20 protein-coding genes and 1 pseudogene are annotated in these 20,538 nt (G+C 57.7%); 12 read left to right on the forward strand and 9 right to left on the reverse strand.

The annotated features are described in order from the left end of the window. Window positions 1-236: 236 nt before the first annotated feature. The 4 genes from KQI26_RS00145 to mtnA form a co-directional block, all read right to left on the reverse strand. A complete protein-coding gene (locus KQI26_RS00145) occupies window positions 237-464 on the reverse strand; it encodes a hypothetical protein (protein WP_216502652.1) in 228 nt (75 codons plus the stop codon). Between the two features lie 59 nt (window positions 465-523). Beyond that, a complete protein-coding gene (locus KQI26_RS00150) occupies window positions 524-1,111 on the reverse strand; it encodes a hypothetical protein (RefSeq protein WP_216502654.1) in 588 nt (195 codons plus the stop codon). A gap of 90 nt (window positions 1,112-1,201) precedes the next feature. Beyond that, window positions 1,202-1,855, reverse strand: a complete 654-nt coding sequence (locus tag KQI26_RS15475; protein ID WP_216502656.1) for an RsiV family protein — start codon at window positions 1,853-1,855, stop codon at window positions 1,202-1,204. A 65-nt stretch (window positions 1,856-1,920) separates the two neighbouring features. Then, window positions 1,921-2,979, reverse strand: coding sequence for an S-methyl-5-thioribose-1-phosphate isomerase (mtnA, locus tag KQI26_RS00160; protein WP_216502657.1), 1,059 nt, complete (start codon window positions 2,977-2,979; stop codon window positions 1,921-1,923). A 142-nt stretch (window positions 2,980-3,121) separates the two neighbouring features. On the opposite strand from mtnA, the gene KQI26_RS00165 reads away from it, so the two are divergent. Beyond that, window positions 3,122-3,670, forward strand: coding sequence for a DUF4364 family protein (locus tag KQI26_RS00165; RefSeq protein ID WP_118747913.1), 549 nt, complete (start codon window positions 3,122-3,124; stop codon window positions 3,668-3,670). A gap of 25 nt (window positions 3,671-3,695) precedes the next feature. Then, window positions 3,696-4,790, forward strand: coding sequence for a DUF3048 domain-containing protein (locus tag KQI26_RS00170; protein ID WP_216502658.1), 1,095 nt, complete (start codon window positions 3,696-3,698; stop codon window positions 4,788-4,790). A gap of 249 nt (window positions 4,791-5,039) precedes the next feature. Here the strand turns inward: KQI26_RS00170 and KQI26_RS00175 are convergent, their stop codons facing one another. Beyond that, complete coding sequence (locus KQI26_RS00175) at window positions 5,040-5,945, reverse strand: YhfC family glutamic-type intramembrane protease (RefSeq protein ID WP_216502659.1); 906 nt, start codon at window positions 5,943-5,945, stop codon at window positions 5,040-5,042. A 277-nt stretch (window positions 5,946-6,222) separates the two neighbouring features. Between KQI26_RS00175 and KQI26_RS00180 the strand changes: the two genes are divergently transcribed. Both KQI26_RS00180 and KQI26_RS00185 read left to right on the forward strand, forming a co-directional pair. Then, a complete protein-coding gene (locus KQI26_RS00180; protein WP_216502660.1) occupies window positions 6,223-6,558 on the forward strand; it encodes a hypothetical protein in 336 nt (111 codons plus the stop codon). A 125-nt stretch (window positions 6,559-6,683) separates the two neighbouring features. Beyond that, the gene (locus KQI26_RS00185; RefSeq protein ID WP_371744046.1) at window positions 6,684-7,019 is read left to right on the forward strand and encodes an S-layer homology domain-containing protein; all 336 of its coding nucleotides are present in this window, start codon (window positions 6,684-6,686) and stop codon (window positions 7,017-7,019) included. A gap of 154 nt (window positions 7,020-7,173) precedes the next feature. On the opposite strand, the gene KQI26_RS00190 is transcribed toward KQI26_RS00185, so the two are convergent. Continuing rightward, window positions 7,174-8,076 (reverse strand): NAD(P)-dependent oxidoreductase, encoded by a 903-nt coding sequence (locus KQI26_RS00190; RefSeq protein ID WP_216502661.1) that lies wholly within the window; start codon window positions 8,074-8,076, stop codon window positions 7,174-7,176. A gap of 149 nt (window positions 8,077-8,225) precedes the next feature. On the opposite strand from KQI26_RS00190, the gene KQI26_RS00195 reads away from it, so the two are divergent. The 6 genes and pseudogenes from KQI26_RS00195 to KQI26_RS00220 all read left to right on the forward strand — a co-directional run bounded on the left by KQI26_RS00195 (window position 8,226) and on the right by KQI26_RS00220 (window position 14,340). Next, a complete protein-coding gene (locus KQI26_RS00195; protein WP_216502662.1) occupies window positions 8,226-8,996 on the forward strand; it encodes a LamB/YcsF family protein in 771 nt (256 codons plus the stop codon). Window positions 8,997-9,000: 4 nt separating this feature from the next. Continuing rightward, complete coding sequence (gene pxpB, locus KQI26_RS00200; protein ID WP_216502663.1) at window positions 9,001-9,696, forward strand: 5-oxoprolinase subunit PxpB; 696 nt, start codon at window positions 9,001-9,003, stop codon at window positions 9,694-9,696. Between the two features lie 89 nt (window positions 9,697-9,785). After that, window positions 9,786-10,648: pseudogene (locus KQI26_RS00205) on the forward strand (biotin-dependent carboxyltransferase family protein). A gap of 195 nt (window positions 10,649-10,843) precedes the next feature. Beyond that, window positions 10,844-12,079, forward strand: coding sequence for an MFS transporter (locus KQI26_RS00210; protein WP_216502664.1), 1,236 nt, complete (start codon window positions 10,844-10,846; stop codon window positions 12,077-12,079). A gap of 76 nt (window positions 12,080-12,155) precedes the next feature. Next, window positions 12,156-13,379, forward strand: coding sequence for an MFS transporter (locus KQI26_RS00215; protein ID WP_216502665.1), 1,224 nt, complete (start codon window positions 12,156-12,158; stop codon window positions 13,377-13,379). Between the two features lie 43 nt (window positions 13,380-13,422). Then, complete coding sequence (locus KQI26_RS00220; RefSeq protein ID WP_216502666.1) at window positions 13,423-14,340, forward strand: DMT family transporter; 918 nt, start codon at window positions 13,423-13,425, stop codon at window positions 14,338-14,340. A 63-nt stretch (window positions 14,341-14,403) separates the two neighbouring features. Here KQI26_RS00220 and KQI26_RS00225 read toward each other — a convergent pair whose 3' ends face one another. Continuing rightward, a complete protein-coding gene (locus KQI26_RS00225; protein WP_118428066.1) occupies window positions 14,404-15,564 on the reverse strand; it encodes an amidohydrolase in 1,161 nt (386 codons plus the stop codon). A 367-nt stretch (window positions 15,565-15,931) separates the two neighbouring features. On the opposite strand from KQI26_RS00225, the gene KQI26_RS00230 reads away from it, so the two are divergent. Then, window positions 15,932-16,276: a cupin domain-containing protein gene (locus KQI26_RS00230; RefSeq protein WP_216502667.1), complete on the forward strand. Its 345-nt coding sequence runs from the start codon at window positions 15,932-15,934 to the stop codon at window positions 16,274-16,276. 142 nt (window positions 16,277-16,418) lie between these two features. Here the strand turns inward: KQI26_RS00230 and KQI26_RS00235 are convergent, their stop codons facing one another. Together KQI26_RS00235 and KQI26_RS00240 are read right to left on the reverse strand one after the other, a co-directional pair. Then, entirely contained in the window at window positions 16,419-18,344 is a 1,926-nt protein-coding gene (locus KQI26_RS00235) for a DUF4910 domain-containing protein (protein ID WP_216502668.1), read from the reverse strand. A 57-nt stretch (window positions 18,345-18,401) separates the two neighbouring features. Next, window positions 18,402-19,268, reverse strand: a complete 867-nt coding sequence (locus KQI26_RS00240) for an NAD(P)-dependent oxidoreductase (protein ID WP_118747898.1) — start codon at window positions 19,266-19,268, stop codon at window positions 18,402-18,404. 210 nt (window positions 19,269-19,478) lie between these two features. Here KQI26_RS00240 and KQI26_RS00245 point away from each other — a divergent pair, with 210 nt between their 5' ends. Then, window positions 19,479-20,501 carry a CAP domain-containing protein gene (locus tag KQI26_RS00245; RefSeq protein ID WP_216502669.1) on the forward strand — a complete coding sequence of 341 codons (1,023 nt, stop codon included), beginning with the start codon at window positions 19,479-19,481 and terminating at the stop codon, window positions 20,499-20,501. Window positions 20,502-20,538: the final 37 nt, after the last annotated feature.

A 20,538-nucleotide genomic window follows, 5' to 3' on the forward strand; every position in this document is an offset into this window, starting at 1 on the left:
TTTTACCGGCGGCCGTTCCCGACCGCCGGATAGACCCATAATAGAACCTCAGCACTGTGCACAATTCCGGAAGCTGTGTTCGTGATTTGATTATATATGTTGTAATATTTTATTGCAACCGGAACTTTGGTCCCACATCATAATTACTGGTCATATTCCCCAGTAATGCACAACATTTTCCGCCTTTTTGTGGTGTTATTCAACAATTTTACTTTTTTGATTTGTTTGCAATTTGTTCATTTTTTGGTCATGTTCCACAATGCAGTTTCACCTGTTTTGCAGATTATCCATAAATTTCTTCCCTCTTTGGCCTCTCCCATCCCCGAAGGGGTGTTTTTCCCCGTTTTTTCTGCACTTTGTTTCCTAATTATTAAGTCTCTATTTCTAATATTTTTTGTGAATTTTTCATGCCCAATGCCCTCTTTTTTCTCCAAGCCTTCACTTTTGTGTAATACTTCCTTCATCTTCCCGGCAAACTCCAGACAAAAAGAAGCCCTGCCGCAGCCATCGGCAGGGCTTTTTCTTAATACTCAATATCGGCCTCTTCCAAATCGTACTTTTCCCCGTAAAAGGCGAAGAGCTCCATCAGCTCCCGGCGGCGTTTGGCTCTGCGGCGGGGGCCTCTGGTGCATACCATGGCCACCAGGAAAAGCAGATACAGGGCCACAGCTGCGGCCAGGGTGAGACGATAGGTGGAAAGCACCGTCACCAGTCCGCCCAGACCGGAGACATACACTCCCACGGCCCCCAGCACCTGTTTCCGCTCCACCTGGAAGGTTTCATCCTCCTGGTCAAAGCCCAGGGTGTACCCTTCCACAGTCTCCTCCTTCACCCGGCCAAAGGCCACCTGTCCATCCGAGGTCTGATAGGCGGCCACGCCCCGCTCATGAGGCGTCTCCAGCTCGTTGACCACGGCCAGGCTTCCTTTGGGCAAGGCTGGGTCCATATCCTCCTGGGTCACCGGGACCAGCTGCCGGTACATCCCTTCCGGCAGCAAGCAATCGGCCCGGAAAGCCATGTAAAGGGCCAGGGCCAGCAGCACCACGCTGACGCCCACACCCGTGAGGCACAGCCGCTTTTCCCAGCGGCTCTTTCTTTTTTTCCTTTTCATATCCATCCCATCCTGTATGTCTGCGCGTTTCCTTGTTTTCAGCCTTTCCAGTGTACCACGCCCGGCCTTTTTTGTCCATGCCTCCTCCCGCTACAGCTCGGGAATCAGACCGCTTCCGAACAGCGGATAGGGAAGAAGGAAAGAGGGCAGACCCAGCACGGAAGGCCCCAGGGCCCGGCGGGGATAATAGACCACCAGCCCTTCCGAGGCCAGATAAAAATTCTCCGGGGAAAACCGGGGAGAAAGCAGCCGGGGCCAGTCCACATAGTATTCCTCGGGCTGGCGCTGGCTTTGGCGGGAGACCATTTGCTCCACCTGATGCAAAATGGTCTGGCGGTAGGGGAAGCCTGGACGAAAAAGAGCAGAAAGAGGCACATAGCAGCCCTCTGAAAGAGAAAAGGTGTGACTGACCCGGCTCCGGTCCAGCTCCCGCTCCCCGCGGAACACGAAGGTATCCAGAAAGGCCGAGAAAAAGTCCTCTCCCTGATAAATCACCGTGTATTCCCGGCGCACTTCCACGGGAGAAAAATCCTCCCCCAGCCGGTGGGATGCGCGGCAGGCCAGAGGGTACCACTTCCTGCAAAGTTTTTCCAGGCTCTCCCGGGCCTCTCGGGCATAAAAGGCGGAAATCCAGCCTTCTCCCCCGGGGGCATCCCCCTTTTCCAGCAGAGGATACCGCACCTGACAGCAAAGCACCTTCCTCTTTCCAAAAAAGCCTTCCCGCTGCAAACTCTGTTCCTTCACTTTATTCACCACCTCATGGCCATTTTATGGACCATCAGGGGATTTTGTGCCTGCTTTTCCCTTTTTCATCCCTGAACCATCGCTGTAAGGCTGTCTGTAAAGGGGGCCTGGGCCACTCCTTTTTCGGTGATGATGGCGGAAATCAACGGGGCCGGGGTCACATCAAAGGCGGGGTTATAGGTCTTGACCCCCTGGGGCGCCATGGGCTGCCGGTACCAAAGAGAGGTGATCTCCTCCCCCGGCCGCTCCTCGATGGGAATATCTTTCCCGCTTTCGCAGGAAAGATCCACGGTACTGGTGGGTCCCAGCACATAAAAGGGGATGCCATAGTGCCGGGCCAGTATTGCCAAAGACAATGTGCCGATCTTGTTTGCAGTGTCCCCGTTGCGGGCCACCCGGTCGCACCCCACCAGCACGGCCTGGACTTTTCCCGCCGCCATGAGACTGGCGGCCATGTTGTCACACTGAAGGGTCACATCCACCCCGGCCCGGCAAAGCTCAAAGGCGGTGAGCCGGCCCCCCTGGAGAAGGGGCCGGGTCTCATCGGCATACACATGGAAGCCGTATCCCTCCTGCTGGCCCAGCAAAATGGGCCCCAGGGCCGTGCCCCACCGGGAAGTGGCCAGCTCTCCTGCATTGCAATGGGTCAGAAGTCCCATGCCCGGCTGCAAAAGGGACAAACCATGGCGGGCAATGCAAAGGTTCTGTTCCTCGTCCTCCTGCAAAATGGAATCGGCTTCCTGCAATAGAGCATCCAGGCGGGCGGATACATCCCACTCATGGGGGCAGGCAGCCAGACATTTTTCCATTCGGGAGAGGGCCCAGGCAAGATTGACCGCTGTGGGACGGGAGGTTTTCAGATAGGCACAGGTCTCCCCCAACACTTTTTCCAGTTCCTGAGGGCTTTGGGGATTTTTCTCCCGGGCCCCCAGACAGGCGCCATAGGCAGCAGCCACCCCGATGGCCGGAGCCCCCCGCACCTGCAAAATGCGGATGGCTGTCCACACCTCCTCCGCCGTTTTCAGCTCCCGGTATTGTACTTCCCCCGGCAAAAGGGTCTGGTCTACAATGCGCAGCGCACCCGCTTCCCGGTCAAACCAGTTGGGCCGCAGTCTGTCCTCCATGGTATTTCCTCCTTTTTCTTTTTCTTTATTATGGAGGGGCCAGGCGGGGAAAGCAAGTTTTCTTTCTTCCTTTTTGTGAATACAATATGGTATACTGTATATAGAGCGAATTTTCATTCAAACCCGAAAAGGAGAACTGCCTATGACCACCGGTTATCTCCGTGAAAAAGACGACATCAAATATTTTATCCTCTTTGCCATGAGCCAGCTCCCCTTCCCTGTGGGCGAGCCGGATCTGCTGGACATCTGTCTCATCGACGACGCCTTCGGCTATTTCGAGTTTTCTGAAGCCTTTGCCGAGCTGCAGAGTACCGGCCATGTGCGCCGCCTGGAGGATGAAGAGGGCAAGGCCGTCTATACCATCACTCCCCTGGGCCGGGAGGCCGCCCAGATCTTCCAGGAGGATCTCCCCATCAGCGTGCGGGACAAAGCCCAGACGGCCGCCGCCCGGGTGGTGCGCAAGATCCGCCGGGATTCCTCCATCACCGCCTTCCACACCCCTGGGGAAAACGGCACTTTCCAGGTGCATCTGGCCATCAGCGATCCCCAGGAAACGGTGCTCTCCATGGATGTGCTGGTGATGAACAGCCGTCAGTGCGCCTTGGTGGAGGAAAATTTCCGCCAGAATGCCGAATCGGTGTACAGCGACATTCTGAAAATCCTGCTGGCTGAAAAATCCTCTGAGGAATAAACAAGAATACAAGGGAGGTCTTTTGATGCGTTCCCGTTTTGTGTCCCTTTGTCTTCTCTTTGCCCTGCTTTCCGGCTGCACCCTTTTGCAAAAAAGCGATCCCCCGCCGGAAAAGACCCAGGAGAAAACCGCTCCGGCCCCCACAGAAGAACCCGAAGGGCCGGAGCCGGAAGTTCCCCAGGGTCCCCTCAATCCCCTCACCGGACTGGAAACCGGCATGACGGAAAACAGTGTTTCCCAAAAGCCGGTGGGCGTGATGATCAGCAACAGTTCCAATAGCCTGCCTCAGTGGGGTATCTCCCAGGCCGATGTGATCTTTGAAATGATCGCCGAAGGGCGGATTACCCGGTTTCTGGCTCTGTTCCAGGACCCTTCCTCTGTGGAGGCCCTGGGCTCGGTGCGTTCGGCCCGGCCCTATTTCATCGACATGGCCCGAGGCTTTGACGCCCTGTACCTCCATTTCGGCGGCAGTGTGCCCGCCTATGAAAAGATCGCCCGGGAGCGAAAAGAGGGCCTCATCGCCATGGACGGCATCCGGGACGGCTGGGAAGGCAGCCTGTTCGTCCGTGACCCCAGCCGCCGGAAGGAACTAGGATTGGAGCACAGCGTCATCACCAGCGGCGAGCGGATCGATCAGGCGCTGAGCACTTTGGATCAGGATCTGTCCCGCGGCACCGACGCCTCTTTCTTCTCTTTCTCCCAGGAACACAGCGCCAAAAATGGGGCCAGCGCCCAGCGGGTGCAGGTGACCTTCTCCAAAAACCACAAGCCCTATTTTGAATACGATCCTGAGCGTGGTGTCTATCTGCGGTATCAATACGGAAAGCCCCAGATGGACGCCTGGTACGATACCCAGCTGGCTTTTGAAAATGTGTTCGTTTTGCGGATGCCTCTCACCGATGTGCCGGGGAGCGAGCTGCACCTGGTGGAAGTGGACACCACCGGCGAGGGCCAGGGCTTTTATTGCAGCGAGGGCCGGTTCGTGCCCATCACCTGGAAAAAGGCCGGAAGCGCCTCTTCCCTGGAGCTGCTCGATGAAAAGGGAAATCCCCTGCAGGTGCGCCCGGGGCGCTCCTTTTTCTCGGTGGTCACCGAGACCGACGACATTATCATTGAATAAAAGCAAACACCGTTCCCAGGATCTTGGGAACGGTGAGCGTGTCGAAAAAGTGGCTTAGGCCACTTTTTCGAGTTTTTGCAAGGGGCTGTATGCACGCCTTTGGCGCACACTTGCCCCTTGAGAAGTGCAAAAAGCCACGCACAGGTCGCGGCTTTTTGCGGATTTATAGGGGTAGGGCGGACGACCCTTTTCGTTATATAGGTTTTTCGACAGTCTGACCGTTCCCAGGATTTTGGGAACGGTGTTTTGTTATTTTTCCTCCGGAGAAGGCTGAGGCTCTCCCTCTTCCTGGGTTTCTTCTGTTTCTGTTGCTTCCGTTTTTTCTGTCTCTGCCATCTCCTCCGGCGCCGAAAGCTCTTCCATCCCCTCCGGGATGACCGGCGCCTTCCGACGGGGCCACAGCATGGGAGCCGGACCCAAAAGGAGCACCATGGCCATGAGGAAGATGTAGACCTCCCCCACCCACACTCCATGGGGCTGGAGAATGGCGGTGCCGAACACCGTGAGGAAGTGAGCCAGCGCAGCCAGCAGCACCGGCTTCATGCTGCGGCGGCGGAGGCCATGGAACACAAGGCCGGTGAGGACGATCTGGATGATAGTATAGAAAATCCGCTCCACGCCTCCGGCGGCAAACTCCAGGGCCGGGGTGCCGGTGAGCACCTGATAGACCTGCACCGCCGCTTCCTGGCCGAATACTTCACTATAATTGGACAGGCCATTCTGATTGAGGGCAAAGGCCAGCATCAGATTGCCAAAATAGCTGAGGCCCATGAGGAAAAAGGTTTCGGCAATGCTGTGGCCCAGACCATAGCCGATGCTGTCGGAGGGGGTGATGCTCCGCCCTTTCCGCCCCAGCACCAGCCGTCCCCCCAGAAACCGGGCGGCCGTTTCAAAAAAGGCGGTGGTGATGGCCATAAGCAGTGCATTGCCCACCAGACTATAGGCAAAAGACTGTACCGCCGGGATCTTATAAATCAGCCACAGCACCGGCAGACGGAACAGCGCCTGGAGCACCGCATAGAAGAAAAAGCCGGTAATCAGACTGCGCCAGGAGAGCCTCCCGGCAGCACACAGAACCACCGCTCCGATGATGGGCAGAAAAAAGGCCGCCGTCAAGGTGAAGATCATCGCCAGGATGGAGCCTACGCTTACCATTTATTCCATTCCTCCTTCTGCGGCCAGGCCGCCCATGGATCTGCACATGGTTTTTAGTGTACCGCCATGCAAAGGCCCTGTCAACGGCCATGGGCCATTCTTCACAACTTGTTTTCACCTCCTGCCCCATTTCGCCAAAAAAGTCCCCCTTTCTTCCCGCTTCCCACCCCTCCCATCCTGGAACTGGAAAACTTTCTTGTGGAACTTCGTTCCATATGCTATACTTTGCCTGGAAATTTTATTTCGCAAGACATGAAAAACAGAAAGAATGAACAAGATGAAGAAAAGTTGGATCGCCCTATTGCTGGCGGCGCTGACCACGGCTTCCCCGGCTTTGCCGGCGTCGGCCGCCTCGCTTCCCCAGCCCCAGGCCGCAGCGGAGACCCGGGCTCAGGTGGCGGAATACGGCTCCCGTCCCTTCCGGGAAGGACTGAAGCCGGTGCTGGTGGACGGTGTGTGGATGTATATGGACCAGCAGTCCAATATCGTGGACCTGAACCGGGGCCGCTTCTCCTATGTATACGACTTTTTTGATGGGCTGGCCGCTGTCATCGACAAGAACACCGGCAAGGCGGGCTACATCGACAAAACCGGCGCCCTCACCAACAGCTAGCCTTTACCCAGGCCATCACCCGGGAGCAGTTTGCCCAGCTGATTGTCAACCTCACTGAAAAGGCCCTGGGCAAGGAACTTGCACAGGCCCCCTCGGACACATTCAGCGACACTTCCAGCCCGGCCATTCTGAAAGCCTACCAGGCCGGCATCATCACCGGCATGGGCGACGGAACATTCGAGCCCAAGACCACCACCAACCGGGAACAGATCGCCACCATGATCTACCGGGCGGTGCAGTACATGGAAAAAGAGACCGGCAAGGCGCTGACTCCCGCGGCCGGCTCGGCGGAGGCCTTCCAGAACAAAGCCCAGATCTCCGATTGGGCCGTAGAAGGGGTGGGTAAACTGGCCGCCAACGCCATCATGAACGGCACCTCCCAATCTACCGCTTCTCCCAAGCAGTCCTGCACAGTGGAACAGAGCATCCTGCTGCTCTACCGTCTCTATCAGAAAGTCTGATTTTTCCAACACACGCAAAAAGGCCCGGCTTTTTTCGCCGGGCCTTTTCTTTGCATTTCTGGCCTGTTCCCGCAGGGCCTGCGCCCATAGGGGTCCCCAGGCCTTGTTTTTTTGTTTTCCCACGGGGTACACAAAGAGTATCTGCAAGGAAAACCTATTTATGCTCTTCCAAAAATTTTTCCACATTCTCTGTCACTTTCTGGCTCAGGCGCTGGGTACACTGGATACCCGAGCCGGAATACCTGGGCGTATAGAGCACCTGGGGCAGGTCTGCCAGCTCCTCATGGCAGCCGGTCATGCCGGTCTCATCGCAGATATAATAGTTCTGCCGGCTTGCCTCCAGCCATTTTTTCAGCGCAGACACATCGAAAGAGGGGCCAATGGCGGTGTTCAGCAGGATCTTTCCATTTCCCATCTGCTCAAACTCCTTTTCATGGAGTAAAATGGTGTTTTTGTTCAGATGGGTGGAGATGATCTCGCATTTTTCCAGAAGCTCCGGCAGCGGGAGATAGACAAAGCCCTTCTCTTCCTGTTCCGGTTTTCTGGTGCGGCTGTAATAATAGACCTCCGCCCCGAAAAACTGAAGGGCATCGGCCATGAGGATGCCGGTGGTGCCCAGACCCACAATACCGCATTTCACGCCGGTCAGCTCGGTGGAGCGCTCCTTCCACTGATGCTCCCCGAAACCATGGAGCAGATCCACCAAGCGGCTGATGCCAAACTCGGTGACGCCCGGGTCGCCATAATCCCGGATGCCGGTGACGGCGATGCCCTTTTCCCGGCAGCAGGGAATATCCACATTGGCGCTTTGCTCATCGTACAGGCTACAGCACATTCCGATATACCGCACATTGGGACAGGCCTCTATCACCGCCCGGGGAATGAGGGTGGTAAAGGATACCAGAACCCCGTCGGCGTCTCCGATGCGGCGGATCACTTCTTCCGGGCTTTGGGGAATGTCCTCATAGGCCACATACTCCCGGCACAGGGTTTTCAGCTTTTCCACATGCTCTTCGTCCACTCCGATGGGCTCGATGGCCACCAGTTTTTCAAACATGACTTCTGCCTCCTTTTTCCTTGGTTCTGACTGCATGATAGCACCCTTTTCCTTTTTTGAAAACCCCGCTTTTTTTCCTTCGGAATTTTTCCGGCCGGTGGAAAAAGGAAAGGGGGTGTGCTATCATTTTTTCAGAGAGGTGATATTTTATGGATCGCATCGATCTGAACTGTGACCTGGGCGAAAGCTTTGGTGCCTACCGCATTGGACTGGATGAAGAAGTGGTTCCCCATGTGACCTCGGTGAACATCGCCTGCGGCTGGCACGCCGGTGATCCCCTGGTGATGGAGAAAACCGTGGCCATGGCCAAACAGCATCATGTGGCCGTGGGAGCTCACCCGGGCTTTCCCGATCTGCTGGGCTTCGGCCGCCGGGAGATCAAGGCTTCCCCCGACGAGGTCTATGCCTATGTAAAATACCAGCTGGGAGCGCTCTATGCCTTTGCCCACTCCCAGGGTCTGGAAGTGCAGCACATGAAGGCCCACGGCAGCCTTTATAACATGGCGGGCAAGGATATCCGGCTGGCTGAGGCCATGTGCCGGGCCTGCCGGGATTTCGATTCCCAGCTGATCATTCTGGCTCTGGCGGGCAGCCAGATGGAGCAGGCCGCAAAAGAAATGGGCGTGCCCTGCGCCCGGGAATTTTTCGCCGACCGGGCCTATGCCCCTGACGGCAGCCTGGCTCCCCGCAGTCAGCCGGGCGCCGTGATCCACGACACCCAGGTGGCCCTAGATCGGGTGGTGCGCATGATCAAGGAAGGCAAGGTGCAGGCCACAAACGGGGAAGATATCCCGGTGCAGTGCGACAGCATCTGCGTCCATGGAGACAACGAAAGCGCCATTGCCTTTGTCACCGCCATCCGCAGCCGCCTTGCGGAAGAGGGCATCACCTGCCAGAGCTTCGGCTCCTTTGTGAGGTAAAGCCATGGAAAATGTGCGTTTTCTCCCCTGCGGCGATCAGGCCGTCACGGTGGAATGGGGAAGCACCATCGACGAGCATATCAACCGGCAGGTTCACGCCTTTGCCCGGAAGGTGGAGGCGCTTTCCCACCCGGCCATCACAGAAGTGGTACCCACTTACCGCTCGGCCACCGTCCACTACCGGCCGGAGGTGCTCTCCTATGAAGAGCTGAAACATCTGCTCGCTCCCCTGGCCCAGGGAAGCGCAGAGGAAGCGGAAGAACTTCCGGTGGTGGAAATCCCGGTGTGCTACGGCGGGGAATATGGCCCGGATCTCCTGGAAGTGGCCCAGCGTTGCTCTCTGACGCCGGAAGAGGTCATCGCCCGGCACACCGCCCCCACATACCGGATCTATATGCTGGGCTTCACCCCCGGCTTTCCCTATCTGGGAGGCATGGACCCCTCCATCGCCGCTCCCCGGCGGAAGGAGCCCCGTATTCACATCCCGGCCGGCTCGGTGGGCATTGCGGGCGAACAAACCGGGGTTTATCCCATCGTCTCCCCTGGCGGCTGGCAGCTCATCGGCCGCACTCCCCTGCGCCTGTTCGACCCCCAGAAAGAACAGCCCATTTTGCTGTCCGCCGGTGCAGGCATCCGCTTCGTGCCCATTGATGAAGAGGCCTTCCGCAAAATGGAAGAGAAGGAGGGGGGAAGAGCATGATTACTGTATTGCAGCCCGGCCTGCTCACCACCTTGCAGGATGAAGGACGCCTGGGCTATCAGAAATACGGGGTACCCGTGGCCGGGGCCATGGACAGCCTAGCCCTCCACACCGCAAACCTGCTGGCGGGAAACGACATGGGAGAGGCCTGCCTGGAGATCACCGGCCTGGGACCCACGCTGCGCTTTGAAACCCCGGTGGCCTTTGCCCTCTCCGGCAGGGAATTTGCTCCCACCCTGGACGGTAAGCCCTTGAAATGAACCGGGCCTATTCTGCCCCAAAAGGCAGCGTTTTGCAGGTGGGCGCCTGCAAAAAGGGATTCCGGTGCTATCTTGCGGTAAACGGCGGCTTTGATGTGCCCCTTGTGATGAACAGCCGCTCCACCTATCTGAAAGGCGCTTTCGGCGGCTTTGAGGGGCGGGCCATTCAGAAGGGAGACACGCTGCCTTTGCGGGAGCCCCAGTTCTGGCTGAATGCCATGGACAAGAGAAGTGCCTCCTATCCTTTGCCGGAGGGTGTGCCGGTGATCCATGTGATCATGGGCCCCCAGGATGATTGCTTCTCTCCCCGGGGAAAGCGGACCTTCCTCCAGAAGGAATACACCCTGGGACAAAGCTGTGACCGGATGGGCTACCGCCTGGAAGGCCCGGCCATTGAGCGGAGTGAAGGCTTTAACGGCAACATCCTCTCCGACGGCGTAGCCATGGGCTCGGTGCAGGTGCCCGACGGCACCCCGCTGATCATGATGGCCGACCGGCAGACCACCGGCGGCTATGGAAAGATCGCCACCGTGGCCTCCTTTGATCTGCCGGTGCTGGCCCAGTGCCGCCCGGGAGACAAAATCACCTTTACCGCTGTGACAGTGGAGGCGGCCCACCAGGAAATGGCCAGACGCCGCCGGGCGCTTTTCGCCCTCCGGGACGCTCTGGAGATGCCTCCCGGCCTGTGGTAAGGGAGCCGGCCTGGTAAAGTGCCCAATGGAAAGGGAGAATTTTTGTTCATTGCACCATTGACTTACACCCCGCTCCAAGCGGTAAAATAATAAATAGTTTTGTAACATTATTCAATGTTGCGATCGATCAAGCAAAAAGCGATGGAGCCGGGCGGCGCAGGGCCGCCTGGTTCATTGCGGGAAAGGAAGAACGGCATGCAGCAAAAATCCCGATCCAACCATATGTTCCTGTTTTTTGTGGTGCTCTCCGCCTTTTTCGTGGCGGCCAGCTTCGCCCACCCAGTGACCCCCACCCTCATCAAGGAATATGATCTGAACGATTATATGTTCGGTGTGGCGCTGGCGGCTATGCAGACCACAAACTTCCTCTTTTCCCCCTTCTGGGGCAAGCTCAACAACTACATCTCCAGCCGCCAGGCCATGCTGGTCTGTGGCATCGGTTACGCCGTGGGACAGGCTCTCTTCGGCCTGGCCCGCACCGAGGCCATGGTGATCTTCGCCCGGGCCTTCGCCGGTTTCTTCACCGGCGGCGCCTTCGTCAGCTTCCTCACCTATGTGGTCAACACCTCCTCCGACAATGATCGGGGCAAAAACCTGACCATTTCCGCCACCATCCAAAGCGTGGCCGGGGCTTTCGGCTATTTTGTGGGCGGATTTCTGGGAGAGATCGGCCTGGGCGTCACCTTTGCCGCCCAATCCATCTGCCTGGCCACCTGCGGCGTGCTCTTCTTCTTTTTCTGCAAGGACGACCGGAAGGTGGACATGGGCAAATTGCAGATGGGCGATCTGATCCACGACGCCAACCCCTTCGCCGCCTTTATCCAGAGCCGTCAGTTCATGTCGGTCCTCTTTGCCGTGCTCTTCACCGTCACCGTTTTGCAGAATGTGGGCTACAACGCCTTTGAACAGTGCTTCAACTACTTTATCAAAGACGAGTTCGGCCTGACCTCCAAATACAACGGCCTGATCAAAGGCGTTATCGGCTTTGTGTCCCTCACAGCCAACGCCACCATCTGTATGTGGATGATCCGCCGCACCAATGTGCGCCGCTCGGTGATCTATGTGCTCATGGCCTGCACCCTCACCAGCCTGGGCGTGGTGTTCTCCAACGCCGTGGTACCCTTTATGACGGTGAGTGTTCTGTTCTATGCCTTCAATGCCGTATCCATTCCCCTGCTGCAGGATATGGTGGCAAAGCGTGCCCACAACGGCAAGGACTCTAACCTGATCATGGGCTTTTACAACGCCACCAAATCCTTGGGCGGCATCATCGGTTCGCTGTCTGCCGGTTTCCTCTACACCGTCAATTCCAAGCTGACTTTTGTGGTCACCGCCGTGGTGTTCTTCGGCGCTGTGATCTTCTCCACCATCTATTCCAAGATGAAAGAACCCGCAGAAAACCCGGAGCAGGCTCCGGCTTCCTCCCGCTGAGTTTTGTTCCCTGGGGCGGCCTGGTGTGTCCCGGCCGCCTCTCTTTTTGTCCATCTGAAAGGAGTTTTCCCCTGCCATGAAAAAATCATCCCCACCGCCTATGATCTTTTTCTTCCTGGTGCTCATCCTCTATAGCCTGGCGGCCAATTTCGCCCACCCGGTGACTCCCACCCTCATCAAGGTCTATCACCTCAGCGATTATATGTTCGGCGTGGCCTTCGCCGCCATGCAGACCACAAACTTCCTCTTTTCCCCCTTCTGGGGCAAGTTGTCCGGCTATATCTCCAGCCGTATGACCCTGCTCATCTGCGGCTGCGGTTATGCCTGCGGCCAGCTGCTCTTCTTCATGGCCCACACCGAAGGGCTGATCATCGCCGCCCGGTGCATTTCCGGCTTCTTCATCAGCGGCGCTTCGGTGGCCTGCCTGATCTATGTGGTCAACACCTCCTCCGATATGGAGCGGGGCCGCAATCTCACCATTCTGGCCACCATCCAGAGCGTGGCTTCTGCCTTCGGCTACCTGATCGGTGGATTTCTGGGCGAGTTCTCCCTGGGGGCCGCCTTCCTGCCCCAGGTCTTTTGTCTGGCTTCCAGTGGCCTGCTCTTCTTCCTGTTCTGCCGGGACGACCGGCGGCCGGAGATCGCTTCCCAGCCCCTCACCCGCAGCACCCTGGTACGGGATGCCAATCCCTTTGCCGCCTTTATGCAAAGCCGCCAGTTTATGACGGCCCTCTTTGCCATTTTGTTCACCGTCACGGCGCTGCAAAACCTGGGCTATACCGCCTATGACCAGTGCTTCAACTATTTCATCAAAGACCAGTTCGGCTTCACCTCGGCCTACAACGGAGCCATCAAGGGTGTCATCGGCTTTATCTCCCTGGTGGCCAACGCCACCATCTGCATGTCCATCATCCGCCGGGGCAAGGTCAACCGGTCGGTGGCCTATGTGCTGTCGGCCTGCACCCTGACCATTTTTGCCGTGCTCTTCCTGGATGAAATGCGCATTCCCTTCCTTATCGTCAATGTGGTGTTTTACGCCTTTAACGCCGTGTCCATCCCCCTGTTGCAGGACATGGTGGCCAAAAAGGCCGAGGGCAGCGACTCTAACCTGGTGATGGGCTTCTACAACGCCACAAAGTCCCTGGGCGGCATCATCGGCTCCCTTGCGGCCGGATTCCTCTATGCCAAGGGCGCCAGCCTGTCCTTCGTCGTTGCCGGCATCGTCTTGCTGCTAGCCACCGGCTTTGCCTTTGTCTATCAGCGGAAAACAGCTCCCTCGCCCCTGTCTACCCGCCGCTGAGTTTTCTGTTTCCCCATTCCCTGCGTGAAAGGAAGTCTTTCCCATGAGTCAAAATTCCTCCCGCCAGCTGCTGCGGGTCTATGCCATCTGCCTGCTGGGCACCTTTGCCGGCTCCTTCATTTCCCCCATTCTCCGCCTGCTGGTGGATCTGGGGGTGGATTCGGCGGTGATCACCTTCTACCGGATGCTCTTTGTCGGCCTGCTGCTGGTGCCTCTGCTCCTGTCCCGGAAGGAGAGCCGGCAAAACCTGCGCTCCATTTCCCCCAAGGTTTTGGTGGGGGTTATCGCCTATGCCCTGTGCCGCTGTGCCGGTCTTCTGTTCTGGGCCGAGGCCATGGCGAAAGGGGCCAGCGCTTTTGTGGCCAACACCCTGGGCAATTCCTCGGCGGTGTTCGTGGTGCTCTTTTCCTTCCTCTTTTTGAAGGAAAAGACCTCCCTCCGCTCCCTGGCGGGCATCGGCGTGTGCCTCATCGGCGTGATGGTCATCGGCTCGGACAACCTGGGAGAAAGCTCGGCTTTTCTGGCCGTGCTCTTCATCCTGCTGTCCTCCCTGTTCAATGCAGGCAACACCGTGCTGGGCAGAGCGGTGCGCCGCACCCTGGATCTCCTGCCCCTGCTGGCCATGGAGTATTCCATCGGCGCTTTGTGCACCGGTATCTATGCCGCTTCCAAAGGTGCTGATTTCCACCTGCCCCCGCTGGCCATCCTCTATCTGATCCTGCTGGCCTGGGTGTGCACCCTGATGGCCCTGTCCATCCCCATCTGGGCTCTGCGCTATGCCCGCCCGGCCTCGGTGTCGGTAATCAACCTGGCGGGGCCGGTGTTCACCGTATTCACCGGCTTCTTCCTCCTGGGAGAGGTGCCTACTCTGCCCATGTACATCGGTGCGGCCATTATGATATTGGGCCTGGGTTATTATGTGTTCAACGAACAGAAAGAAGCCCTGCGGGTCAAGCACTAAACTGCATTTACGGTATAAAAAAATCCCCGGGAAACCGGGGATTTTTTCTATATGTACCAAGTTTTACAGCTGGTTGTGATAAACTTCGCCGTCGATCATGGTGAAGACGCACTTGGTCATGTTGCTGAAGGGATGGCCGTCGAAGATGACCACATCGGCGTCCTTGCCGGCTTCCAGAGAACCCACTTTGTCCTCGATGCCCAGGAGCTTGGCCGGGTTGACGGTGACGCCCTTGAAGGCTTCCTTCTCGTCCAAGCCGTAGGAGATGCACACACCGATGTCTCTTCTCAGCCACTTGGTCTCAGAGGAGGTGTCGGCGGTGAGGCACACCAGACAGCCGGCGTCGATCAGAGTCTGAGCGTTTTCCGGCTTGGTATTCCACAGCTCCATCTTGGCGGGAGGCAGCAGCAGAGGACCGACCACGCAGCGCACCTGCTTTTTGCCCAGATAATCGGCGATCAGATGGCCTTCGGTGGCGTGCTCGATGGTGTAGTCCAGGTTGAACTCCTCGGCCACACGGATGGCGGTGCAGATGTCATCGGCCCGATGGGCATGGATGCGGCAGCGCATCTCGCCCCGAACCACCGGCACCAGAGCTTCCAGCTCAAAGTCGTATTTGCCGATCTTGGTGCGGTCGTCGCCCACAGCCAGCAGACGGTCGGAATAGTTCTTGGCATTGGCCAGAGCTTCCCGCCACACGCCGGCATTGCCCATACGGGTCATGGGGGACTTATCCCGGGGGCCATAGTTGGTCTTGGCATTTTCGCCCAGAGCCATCTTCATGGCTTCGGTGCCGGGGATGATCATCTCATCGGCCACCTTGCCCCGCAGCTTGAAGGCCACGCCGGTGCCGCCGATCAGGTTGCCCGAGCCAGGGCCGGTGTAGCAGGTGGTGAAGCCCGCTTCCCGCACAGGCACGATGGCATAGTCAAAGGGGTTGAGGGCGTCCAGACCACGCAGATGGGACTGGATGGGGCCGCTCATCTCGTTGCCGTCGTTGCGGGTACGATGCCAGTTGGGCTCGTTGAAAGTGGAAATATGGGTATGGGCGTCGATCAGGCCAGGAGTCACCCATTTGCCGGTGGCGTCCACGATTTCGGCGTCGGCGGGAACCTCTACCTGCTGGCCCACCGCCTTGATCTGGCCGCCCTCCACCAAAACGGTGGCGTTGTCCAGGAAGCTGCCGTCGGGCTGGAGTACTTTGCCGTTTTTGATCGCGATCATCTTGTGTCACTCTCCTTTTCATTCTGCCGGGGCTTGCCCCGGTATTTTTCATTATACCACAAAGCGAAGCGAAGTGGTATAATGGCCGTGTTTTCGGTTGTCCCGTTTATGGGACGAGAAAACGGCCGTGAAATCGGTATCATAACCGCTCTGTGGTTATGATACCACAAAGCGAAGCGAAGTGGTATATTGGCCGTGTTTTCGGTTGTCCCGTTTTCGGGACGAGAAAACGGCCGTGAAATCGGTATCATAACCGCTCTGTGGTTATGATACCACAAAAAATCCTGGCGTGGCTCCTCTTTTCTTGTGTTTTTCCCCGGAAGAAGCTATACTGGTGTTATCCATCTTGAGAAAGGAAGATGCCTTTATGATCCGCCGGAAAGAACAGATGCGCACATCGGAAAAGCCCAACCTGCGGGGTGGGGAGGGCGTGATCCACGCCTATGACCTGCTTGAGGCCCCGGAGATGCGGGAAAAGCTGAAGCTGTGCTCCATTCTGACCATTGAGCCGGGCTGCTCCATCGGCGAGCATCCTCACGGCCCGGACGCCGAGTTCTATTATCTGCTGGAAGGGGAGCTGGAGGTCACAGACAACGGGGAAAAGACCACCTTCCATCCCGGCGATGCCATGTTCACCGCCTGCGGCGAGACCCACAGCGCCAGAAACAACACCCAGAAGGACGCAAAGCTTCTGGCCATCGTCATCGCCTAGGTCCGGTGTCCGCACGGCCATAGTCCGGTGTCCGGACAGCCATACTACGAAGCTGGGTGTGGGAAAGGGCCTGAGTGATTATCCCGGGGCCTGCCACAGTTTAATAGAAAAAGCGGCCTTTTGGCCGCTTTTTCTATTATTTCTATTTCAAATCGATGTCCAGGATCTTCAAAAAGGCTTCCGCCATTTCCTGTGAGCCTGCTCCCGCTTCCAGCTGGGCCAGGCGGACACATTCTTCCAGTGTACGCTCCCCATCCACGGCAAAGAGCAGCAGGGTCTCAAAGAGCATGGCATCGGGGCAGCCTTTCCTGTACTGCTCCTCATAGACTTTGTAGGCCTGTTTCTTCTCTTCGTCCTCCCGGGGCATATCCTCCAGGTGAATGATGGGCCCCTTCAAGGTGCGCTGGGGCACTTTTCCCGCCTTTTTCTTCGGGAGTGGAGGATTGCCCAGTGCTTCCAGAGTTTCTTCCATGGCCCGACGCAGGCTTTCCTCTGTCCGCAGGCCCGCTTCTTTGGCCGCCGGGCACAACCGGATGGCGTCCTCACAGCCCCGCACATAGAACTGGGTGATGGCTCTGGCCTTTTCGCCCAGAGTGGTTTTGTCCTCGCCTATCAGGCAGGCATCGCCCAGCCGTTCCATCTCTTCCCCATGGCGTCCTTTCAGCCGCCACAAGGTACGCCCCGCCTCTTCTTCCCCGAAATTGGCCAGGGAATAGGCAAAGCCTGCGGCAATGCACAGGGAGTTGTGGAGCATCTGGGGATCCACCTGCTCCGGTGTGTCCCCACTGGTATGATAATAAAGATCCGGCCACTGGCCCAGCATGGGACAAGGGATACCCACCAAAGGATCGGAAAGGATCATGTGGTCGCTGCCCGGGACAAAGGGGCCGATGTGGCTGTTGAACAGCGGGGCCATGTTCCCTTGTTTCAGCACTTCACACTGGCTCTTCACCTGACGCAGCACCACATCGCTGAGAGCGGTGACCAGAGGGGAAGAACTCCAGGGCTGATCCGACAGGGTAAGAGGCCCATAGCCCCGGCTCTGCCGTCCGCCCACCATGTCCAGATTGATGGCTCCCACAATACGGGAAAGCTCCCCTTCCCGCTGGCAGAGATAGGGATAGGTGCCGCTGAATTCGGGCACCAGGCACACCCGGATGCCCCGCCGGAGCGGGGGAAGCTCTCCTCGCTCCAGCAGCTCATGGAGGGTGCGCAGCAGCTCCATGGCCACGGCGCAGCCGCTGGCGTTGTCATTGGCCGAGGGCCGGGGATGGCACAGATGGGCCAGCACCAGCACCTCTTCCTCGGTCTCGCCGGGGAGGAATGCCTCCACCACTTCCAGCTCACCGGGATACAATCTGGTATCCATTTTGCACAGGGCCTGGGGATATTTTCCCTCTTCTCTCATTTCCCGGCAGAGCCCCGCCAGGGCATCTCCCTGGCGGGGCGTGAGGACAAAGCCGAAGATGTGAGGTTCTTTTTCCCAGTCCTTCCACCAGAAGGAGGTATAATTGCGGATGTCATACAGATCCTCCCGACTACGCACCCCCGGCACTTCCCGCAGATAGTCGGTGACAAAGCCCACCGCCCCTTTTTCGGTGAAGGCCCAGTCCATATAGGCCGCAAAAGGCTCCCGGAGGAAAAGCAGCTTGCCCTGAAGGTCCACGCCTTCATAATCCTCTTTCCGGCTGCCCTTATCCATAAGGACGATGTCCAGCGGCTGGCTGGAATAATCACAGGGGCCGCTCTTCTGCATCACCGAGGTGGCGCAGGTGTCAAAATCTGCCAGACGCTGCCGGCCCTTTTCCGTCAACAGATCCAGCCAGCCTCCCTTGCAGTCCCACTCCAGGAAGGAGCGCTGGCCCCAATACCAGTGCTTTTCGTCAAAGGGATAGGAAATCACCCGGGCGCATATCCCCTGGCTCTCCAGCACCTGCTGGCAGTGGTGGGCCGCCTGACGCAGGCCGGTGGAGCACTGGATGCGGTGGAAGGATGCAATCTCCCGCACCCGTTGATGGGCCCGCTCCCCGCTGCCGAAGGAGCTGATCTTTTCCAGATATTCTTTCACTGTGGTTCCCTCCTTGCTCTTGATGAAAAAGGCCCGGCTTGCTCCGGGCCTTTTTGATTATTTCTGATAGTATTTGATAAGGGCCTGGGTGCCGTCGTTATCCAGCCCCATCCGGCTCATTTCCTCATACATCTTCAAAACAGAATCCAGCATGGAAAGCTCCACGCCCCATTTGCCGGCTTCTTCCTCGATGATCTTCATATCCTTGATGAAGTGCTTGACGAAAAAGCCGGGGGCCAGATCCCCCTTCAGCACCCGGGGAGCCATGTTGCTCAGCTGCCAGCTGCCGGCCGCACCGGCGCCGATGGCGGTCAGCATCTTCTCCGGCTCCAGACCGGCCTTCTGGGCATAGACCAGGGCTTCGGTATAAGCCGCGGTGGCGCCGGCCACAGCGATCTGATTGGCCGCCTTGGTGTGCTGGCCAAAGCCTGCCGGGCCCATGTGGACGATGTTCTTGCCCATGCATTCAAACAGGGGCAGAGCTTCCTCAAAGTCCTTTTCATCGCCGCCCACCATGATGGACAGAGTGCCGTTGCGGGCGCCGGAATCGCCGCCGGACACCGGGGCATCCATCACACGCAGGCCCTTCTTCTTCCCTTCCTCATAAAGGCGCTGGGCCAGAGAGGGAGAGGAAGTGGTCATATCGATGAGCAGAGCCCCTTCCTTGGCGTTTTCAAAGATGCCCCCTTTGCCCAGGAACACTTCTTCCACATCCTTGGGATAACCCACCATGACAAAGACCACATCGGCTCCATCCACCGCCTGGGCGATGGTCTCACAGGGAGTGAGGCCGAACTCCTCCTTCAATGCCTCCAACTTGTCCTGGGAGCGGTTATAGGCCTTCACCGGATAGCCGTTTTTGGCCAGGTGGCCCGCCTGCTGGCCCCCCATGACGCCGGTGCCGATCCATGCGATCTGTTTCATTTTGTTTCCTCCTTTTCAGGGTGTTTCGGTTTGTTTCAGTATAGCATAAACCTGCCCTCTTCCGCCACAGAGAATCAAAGGTTTTTTCGTCTTTTTCCCATTTTCACCATCCCCCTCTTGCCAAAACCGGCGGAAATGAATTACACTATTCCTGACCCCTTGTTTCCTTGAAAAGAAAAAGGGAATAGAAACAGAGAAAGGAAGGATTTTATGAAACGACAACTGGCATCCCTGCTGGTTCTGGCATTGTGCGCGGCCTCCCCCATCAAGGCGGCCTCCGCCACATTTTACGATGTGCCATCCAGCCACTGGGCCTATGAGGACATCCAGCAGGCCGCTGGGAAGGGCATCCTGCAAGGCACCGGCACAGACCAAAACGGCAACCGGCTCTTTGAGCCCCAGTCCTCCCTGACCACCGCCCAGTTCATCACCATTCTGGTGCGCGGCTACTACGCCGGTCAGGCGGGAAGCGCCGGGGATGGCCCCTGGTATGCTCCCTACGATCAGGCGGCCCAGAACCATGGCCTGTATGAAGGCCTCCCGAAAGTGGATCTGACCGCCACCATTCCCCGCTATCATATGGCGGTGATCTTGCAGAATATTCTGGAAGATCTGGGAATTGCCCTGCCTTCCGAGGAAGAGCTGGAAAGCGCCGCGGCCAAGATCGGCGACTGGAAGAGCATTCCTGCGGAATACCAGAAGGCCGTGTCGGTGGTTTACGCCTCCGGGATCATCGGCGGCATGGATGAAAATGGAACCTTCGCGGGAGAAAGCTCTGTGAACCGTGCCCAGGCCGCCGCCATCTACACCCGGCTGGAAACCTATGCAGAGCCTTACATCCAGACCGCAGCCCTGGACTACAAACGCCAGGAAATGCTGAAAGAGATCAACCAGCAGCGGCAAAATGCCGGTCTTTCGCCCCTGCGCCTGGACGAAAGAGTGTGTGATTACGCCCAGGTCCGTGCCCAGGAGATCACCGAAAGTTTCTCCCACACCCGCTTAAACGGGGAAGACTACTGGACCGAGCTGGGACGGATGGGCATTGACTACTACCCCGGCGGCGAGAACATCGCGGCAGGCAACAGCACAGTACAGGCTACCATGAACCAATGGATGAACTCCCCCGGCCACAAGGCCAATATCCTGAAAGAGGGCATCGGCGGCGTGGGCATCGGCTATGTGCAGGCGGAAGGCGGCTATCAGCACTACTGGGTGCAGATCTTCGTGCCATAACAAAATACAGCAAAAAATCCTCCAGGTTGGAGGATTT

This window comes from Intestinimonas sp. MSJ-38, assembly GCF_018917925.1.
Lineage (GTDB): Bacteria > Bacillota > Clostridia > Oscillospirales > Butyricicoccaceae > Pseudobutyricicoccus.

Bases quoted from the DNA above. Each gene is read 5' to 3' on its own strand.
- KQI26_RS00145 (WP_216502652.1), bottom strand. From the start codon at position 464: ATGAAGGAAGTATTACACAAAAGTGAAGGCTTGGAGAAAAAAGAGGGC.
- KQI26_RS00150 (WP_216502654.1), bottom strand. From the start codon at position 1,111: ATGAAAAGGAAAAAAAGAAAGAGCCGCTGGGAAAAGCGGCTGTGCCTC.
- mtnA (WP_216502657.1), bottom strand. From the start codon at position 2,979: ATGGAGGACAGACTGCGGCCCAACTGGTTTGACCGGGAAGCGGGTGCG.
- KQI26_RS00165 (WP_118747913.1), top strand. From the start codon at position 3,122: ATGACCACCGGTTATCTCCGTGAAAAAGACGACATCAAATATTTTATC.
- KQI26_RS00170 (WP_216502658.1), top strand. From the start codon at position 3,696: ATGCGTTCCCGTTTTGTGTCCCTTTGTCTTCTCTTTGCCCTGCTTTCC.
- KQI26_RS00175 (WP_216502659.1), bottom strand. From the start codon at position 5,945: ATGGTAAGCGTAGGCTCCATCCTGGCGATGATCTTCACCTTGACGGCG.
- KQI26_RS00180 (WP_216502660.1), top strand. From the start codon at position 6,223: ATGAAGAAAAGTTGGATCGCCCTATTGCTGGCGGCGCTGACCACGGCT.
- KQI26_RS00190 (WP_216502661.1), bottom strand. From the start codon at position 8,076: ATGTTTGAAAAACTGGTGGCCATCGAGCCCATCGGAGTGGACGAAGAG.
- KQI26_RS00195 (WP_216502662.1), top strand. From the start codon at position 8,226: ATGGATCGCATCGATCTGAACTGTGACCTGGGCGAAAGCTTTGGTGCC.
- pxpB (WP_216502663.1), top strand. From the start codon at position 9,001: ATGGAAAATGTGCGTTTTCTCCCCTGCGGCGATCAGGCCGTCACGGTG.
- KQI26_RS00210 (WP_216502664.1), top strand. From the start codon at position 10,844: ATGCAGCAAAAATCCCGATCCAACCATATGTTCCTGTTTTTTGTGGTG.
- KQI26_RS00215 (WP_216502665.1), top strand. From the start codon at position 12,156: ATGAAAAAATCATCCCCACCGCCTATGATCTTTTTCTTCCTGGTGCTC.
- KQI26_RS00220 (WP_216502666.1), top strand. From the start codon at position 13,423: ATGAGTCAAAATTCCTCCCGCCAGCTGCTGCGGGTCTATGCCATCTGC.
- KQI26_RS00225 (WP_118428066.1), bottom strand. From the start codon at position 15,564: ATGATCGCGATCAAAAACGGCAAAGTACTCCAGCCCGACGGCAGCTTC.
- KQI26_RS00230 (WP_216502667.1), top strand. From the start codon at position 15,932: ATGATCCGCCGGAAAGAACAGATGCGCACATCGGAAAAGCCCAACCTG.
- KQI26_RS00240 (WP_118747898.1), bottom strand. From the start codon at position 19,268: ATGAAACAGATCGCATGGATCGGCACCGGCGTCATGGGGGGCCAGCAG.
- KQI26_RS00245 (WP_216502669.1), top strand. From the start codon at position 19,479: ATGAAACGACAACTGGCATCCCTGCTGGTTCTGGCATTGTGCGCGGCC.